This window comes from Neisseria oralis (genome assembly GCF_045062685.1).
Taxonomy (GTDB): Bacteria; Pseudomonadota; Gammaproteobacteria; order Burkholderiales; family Neisseriaceae; genus Neisseria; species Neisseria oralis.
Genome location: NZ_JBJGEB010000023.1, coordinates 1 through 5,498, shown reverse-complemented (window position 1 = coordinate 5,498; position 5,498 = coordinate 1). Strand labels below are relative to the sequence as shown.

The window sequence follows — 5,498 nt, the reverse complement described above, 5'->3', positions numbered from 1 at the left end:
GCCTACGCCGCCGGATAACCGCATACCGAGAAGGCGGTATCCGAACACTTGAATACCCCAAGCAGTTTGAATTTAAAGAAGCCGAGTCCTGTGGCATACAGAACCCAGCTTATGCAAACCGCCTGAACTGGCTTTTATGAATATCCAAGATTTGGGGTGCAGTTTAATGTTTTCAGACGGCCTTTTTTCTTCTTTCCGCCTTAGAACGTGTGTTTCAACGTAGCGGTCAGGCTGCGCGGCGTGCCGTAAACGTGGATGTCGGGCATGGGGCGGTAGCGTTTGTTGAACACGTTTTCAAAATCCAAACCGATGCGGGTGGATTTGCCAATTTTGTAATGCGCGGTCAGATCCAGCGTGGCGTATGGGCGTTGGGTCAAGGCTTCTTTACCGGCAGCGGTGAGGGGCTGGTATTCATCAGATACTGCGTTTGTACCGCTTTGCCAATTGACGTTTGCACCCAAGTTTAGGCGGTCGGTAACGTCATACGCAGTAAAGAGTTTGAAAAGGTGGATAGGATAAGAAGGGTTGACCAAATTACCCGCATCGTTTTTGAGTTTGGAGTACGCATAAGAAGCATTGATCAGCCATTTGTCGCTCAAGCGTCCGCCGACGGACAATTCCACGCCTTTGGTCGTTGTGTTGTTAACAGATTCATAGTAAATACGTTGATGTTCATCATCACGAATTTCTTTCCCCAAATGGTCGCGTTTATTGATAAATGCAGCCGCAGAAGCGTTCAAACGGTCTTCAAACCACGAGGCTTTTAAGCCGAGTTCATATGTTTTGCCGCGTTGCGGTTCGAGCGGTTTGCCGTTTCGATCCAAATAGCGCGGTTGCGGGCGGAATATGGTGGTATAGGAGGTGTAGGCTGTCAGATTGTCGTTTAAATCATAACTTGCGCCCAAATAGGGGATAAATACCTTGTTTTTATGCCTGCTGTCGGCAAAATTGTTGCGATCGGAACTGTAGCGGTATTGCCAATCGACAAACCGTCCGCCGCCTATCAATGCCAGCCTGTCAGTCAGTTTGAAACGGGTCGAACCATAAACAGAGAGGTTTTTCATATGGGCAAAGCCGTCGCGAAGATAGGGTATGGCCGGTTTTGTGAAATTTCCGTCAAAAAGGCGCAAATCAGGGACAACCCCATCTTTATTTCTCTTGTAATATGAAGGAGTTTCCTTATTGTACTGATAGCTGATGCCGGCATTGAATTCATGTTTGCGTCCCCAAAGCGGGTAATCGCCGTCCAAATTCAGAGAAAAATCTTGGTCGGTGTACTTGGCTTGATCGCGCTCGGCAACGAATTGAGCGGAATAGTCCGGATTAATGACAAAAGGACCGGCCATGCCGGCAACCGCATCACTTTTTCCATAAGTATGGCTGTAGTTGCCGTTCAGAGTCCAACCGTTTTCAAATTCATGATTGATAGAGGTGAAGATTTCCGCACTGTTTTCTTTACCGTAAGCCCATTTTGCCGAGGAATTGCTGCGCGGTGAGGCTGCAAACGGTTCGAAAGGTTGATTGTTTTCAGGGTCTCCTGCCACAGTCAGATAGCTGAAAGGAGAGCTGCCGGTATTGCGGAAACGATGCAGCTCCGTACCGACGCGCCATTGGGTTTGCGGCGTGAGGTCGTAGGACAGAATACCGTAGAAAGTGTGATTGTGGCGCGAAGTGTTCGGCAGGTAATCGCCGCCGTGGTCGCTGACCAAAATGGCGCGGCCGCGCAAGCTATTGTCGGCATTCAGAGGATGATTGGCATCAAGGACGAAGCGGTAGTGTTTCCAAGAACCGACACCGGCTTCCACGCTGACGGCTGGCTTGGCAGTCGGTTTTTTGCGTTCCAAAGCAACCGTACCGCCCGGCTCGCCCATACCGCCGTTGGACAAACCGCTTGCGCCGCGCACGACGACGACTTGTTCGTACAATGCGCTGTCCAGATTGTTGGTGCCGCGGCGGATGGCTTTACTGTCGTAAAGGAATTTGGGCGCGCCGTCCACAGAAATGCTGTCAATCGCCTGACTGCGCGAAATAAATTGACTGTGGCCGGAGACGTTGTTGCCCATTTTGCTGTGGAATACGCCCGGTGTTTGTTTCAACACGTCCTGCAAGGTATCCAAACCTTGGTCGTCCATTTGTTTTTCGGTAACGACGGACAAAGACTGCGGCGTTTCGCGCTGGGTCAGGCGGATGCCCGTAGCAGCGGAGGAAGTCGGAATGGTGTAGTTGGAAGTTGTCTGTTTGCCGACGCCCTGTACTTGGACAGTGGGCAAATCGACCTGTTCAACCCCATCTCCTGCGCCCCAGGAATAGGCGGACAAAAGTGCGGCGGCGACGGCAAACGGCAGTCGTGCCGGACAAAATTTAGGTAATGGCATGGTATCTCCCAGTTATTTAGCCGGCCGAATTGCGGCGGAGTTCAAAGCCTCCTTGCACAATTCGGCAGCAAATGGCTTTTTTGTGTCGTAAAATGAGAATTTTTATCAAATTTCCGTAATAGGATGAAATAAAACGGTCGGAGTATATGGGAACTGCTGGGCATGAATCAAATAATTTACACAGTATCCGATGCCAATCTTCCGCCCGAACTATCATCTTTCATTTTTTAATAAACGAATCCGACCAGCCGCAAAAAGGCCGTCTGAATGTTTTCAGACGGCCTTTGCGTTTTTCCTTCTGTTTGCCGCAGGTTAAAACGATTTCACCAGCGACAGGCCTATTTCGTTTTGCTTGTAGCTGTACAGCCAGTCGGTGTTGCCGCTGACGCGGCGGTGTTTGTAGCTGAGGACGGGTTTGAGACCGGCGAATTTCCAGCGGTCCGCGCCTATGCTGAGGAGGTAGGTCTGTTCTTTGTCGCGGCGGCGTTGTTCGAGTACGGCGTTCTCTTCGCGGTGGCTGCGCAGGCCGAAGGTGGCGGAGAGTGAGGCATCGAAGCCGGCTTCAAATATTTTTGCGGCACCCAGCCGTGCGGAGATTTGGCGGTAGCTGTCCACATGGTCTTTGGCTTTGCGCTGCTGCCAGTCTATGCCGCCGTAGAGCATGAAGTCGTTGCGCGGGAAATAGGACAGGGTGTTGTAAACGGAGAAGAGGCTGCTGTCGAGCAGGCGGGTTTTGTCGGAATAGGAGAGGTGTTTCCACTCAGCTTCGGTGTTCCATGTCCAGCTTTCGCGGTCGAAGTTCCATTCGCTGCGTACGCCGTAGGCGCGGTTGAGGGTTTTGCCGCCGCTGCCGTTCCATTCGACGAGCGGGGCGAGGGCGAAGGTATGGCGGTGGTTTTCAAACTGATAGCCCGCGCTGAGGTTGAGCGTGTGTTCGTTGAAATCTTTATGGTCGCGGTAGAAACGTCCGTAGCCGATCGCGCGGGCGGCGATGCCGTGATGTCCTTTAATCTGCCAGCGGCGGACGGCGGCGGCTTCGTATTTGATGCCGTTGGCGGGAATGGGCTTGTCGCCTGAAAATTCTTCCCAGCATTCGCCGGCGATTTCGGTTTTGCACCAAACTTTGCCGCTGCCTTCGTTGATGTTGCTGTTGTGGACGGTGCCGACGGAAAGGCTGCCCTGCCAACTTTGGCGTTGGTTCAGAGCATCTTGGAAATGGGCGATGTTTTCTTTGACGGCTTCGGGCAGGTCTTCGTTTTGGAGGCGGGCGAACTCGGCGGCGGCTTCGCGGTTCAGACGGCCGTCAAAGAGCAGGCGGGCGTAATCAAGCCGTCCGCGCGTGAAGTCGGGATGGCGTTGCAGCAGGGTTTCGTAGTCTTGTTTGGCGGCTTTCCACCTGCCTTCGCCGCGGGCAAGCGAGGCACGGGCGAATAGGGCGATGTCGGGGTCGTATTCGGTTTGTCGGGTATAGCTGTCGAGCAGGGAGCGCACGGTTTGCCAGTCGCTGCGGTTAACTGCGTTAAACAGGGCTTCGCCTTGGTCGGCTTCGGGGTCAGTTTCGGCTGTCTGCCCGATGTTTTCGGCGGGAATGTCGAGGCGGTATTCGCGCACTTTTTGTTCCTGTTCCTGCATGGTTTGGCGGGTATCCTGCCACAGGCGTTGCGCGGTACGGTTGTCTGAAAAGTCGGAGCGTGGCGCGGCAAGGACGGGGGCGGCGAGAAACAGGATAAGGCAGGCAGACGGTTTGTACATGGTGTCGGCTTTCCGGTCGGCGGGTTTCAGACGACCTTGAGAAGGTTGTTGGATGGCTGGTGTTTAAAAAAGCCTGCGGGTGCAGGCTTTATTTTACTTCTTAAGGACGGATTTTAGCGTTTCACACCGCCGAATGCCGTATCCAAGTTGCGGTTGGTTTTAAATTTGGCAACACCGGCCAACGCGCTTGCGTTGTGACCGAAGAAGTGGCCTTCGGTTTTACCGTAATGGCCGTTGGCGCGTGCATAACCTTCAAACGATGCGCTGGACGGTTTGATGCGTGAATGGATGTCCATCTGCATGGCGTTGTTTCTCATAGAACCGGCCAGAACTTTTTGACCGAAATCGGCGCGCAATGTACCAACCAGCGGGTTGTTGCCGGTGTAGTTGTTGATACCTTTGACTGCGTAGTTAGCTACACCAGATACCGGCATTTGGGTGGCGCGTTTGTTGCCTGAGTAGTAAACGCCGCGGTTGGTGCCTTTGGCGTATTCTTTACCAACCCATTCGCCGTAATATACTTCCGAGCCGCCGCTCTTGATGGTGTTGAACGCATAGCGGCCGAGGTTTTGACGGGTGCGTGCATCGTTAACCTGTACGGTTTTCACACCGTTACGGTCTGCTCTGGCAGGAATGCGGTTCACGTTGGTGTAGTACACGCCCGAACGGTAGGCAGCGTTTTTCATCACTCTTTCGCCTTCGGCTTCGGATGCGGGTTTACCCCATTTTTTGCCATATTTGTGGTTTTTGTAGCCATACTCGAATGCATTAGCATTGTTGGCAGCAAATACGCCAGCGCTGAGCAGGACAGCCAAAACAGCAGCGGTAGTTTTTTGCAGATTCAGTTTCATGGTACGCTCCTTGAGGTAAAACGATGGTGGGGAAAAATGATGCTCCGTCATGTGTCGTTGTGAGCGGGACGTATCGTTATGTGAGGAAGCTTGTTTTTCTGTAAATCATTTTATAGGGGGAGTATTAGAGGAGAATTAGCGAATGTCTTATGAAATGATAATATGATATAAGAATATTGATTTTTGGTTAAGATTTATAGTGAATTAACGTTAACGTACAGTGCTGTGTCGCCGTATTGTCTATACCGTCTACAACTTCGTTATCGTCTTACTCTAATTTATACGAGCCACTATCAGATGATGCGTTAGGAGGATAATTTATTAGGGAGTAAAAAAGGCCGTCTGAAAACATTAAACTGCTCACCAAATCTTGGATATTCATAAAAGCCAATTCAGGCGGTTTGCATAAGCTGGGTTCTGTATGCCACAGGACTCAGCTTCTTTGAAATTCAAACTGCTTGGGGGCGTTCAAGTGCGCGGATACCGCCTTCCCGGTATGCGGTTCTCCGGCGGCGTCGGT

General features: G+C 51.9%; 3 protein-coding genes. All 3 read right to left on the bottom strand.

Annotated features, from left to right (window positions below):
- Positions 1-200: 200 nt before the first annotated feature.
- The 3 genes from ACI43T_RS11790 to ACI43T_RS11780 all read right to left on the bottom strand — a co-directional run bounded on the left by ACI43T_RS11790 (position 201) and on the right by ACI43T_RS11780 (position 4,978).
- On the bottom strand, positions 201-2,375 hold the full coding sequence (locus tag ACI43T_RS11790) for a TonB-dependent siderophore receptor (RefSeq protein WP_405387280.1): 2,175 nt from the start codon (positions 2,373-2,375) through the stop codon (positions 201-203).
- A 312-nt stretch (positions 2,376-2,687) separates the two neighbouring features.
- Entirely contained in the window at positions 2,688-4,127 is a 1,440-nt protein-coding gene (locus ACI43T_RS11785; RefSeq protein ID WP_405387278.1) for a surface lipoprotein assembly modifier, read from the bottom strand.
- Positions 4,128-4,240: 113 nt separating this feature from the next.
- Positions 4,241-4,978 carry a Slam-dependent surface lipoprotein gene (locus ACI43T_RS11780; protein ID WP_405387276.1) on the bottom strand — a complete coding sequence of 246 codons (738 nt, stop codon included), beginning with the start codon at positions 4,976-4,978 and terminating at the stop codon, positions 4,241-4,243.
- Positions 4,979-5,498 lie beyond the last annotated feature (520 nt).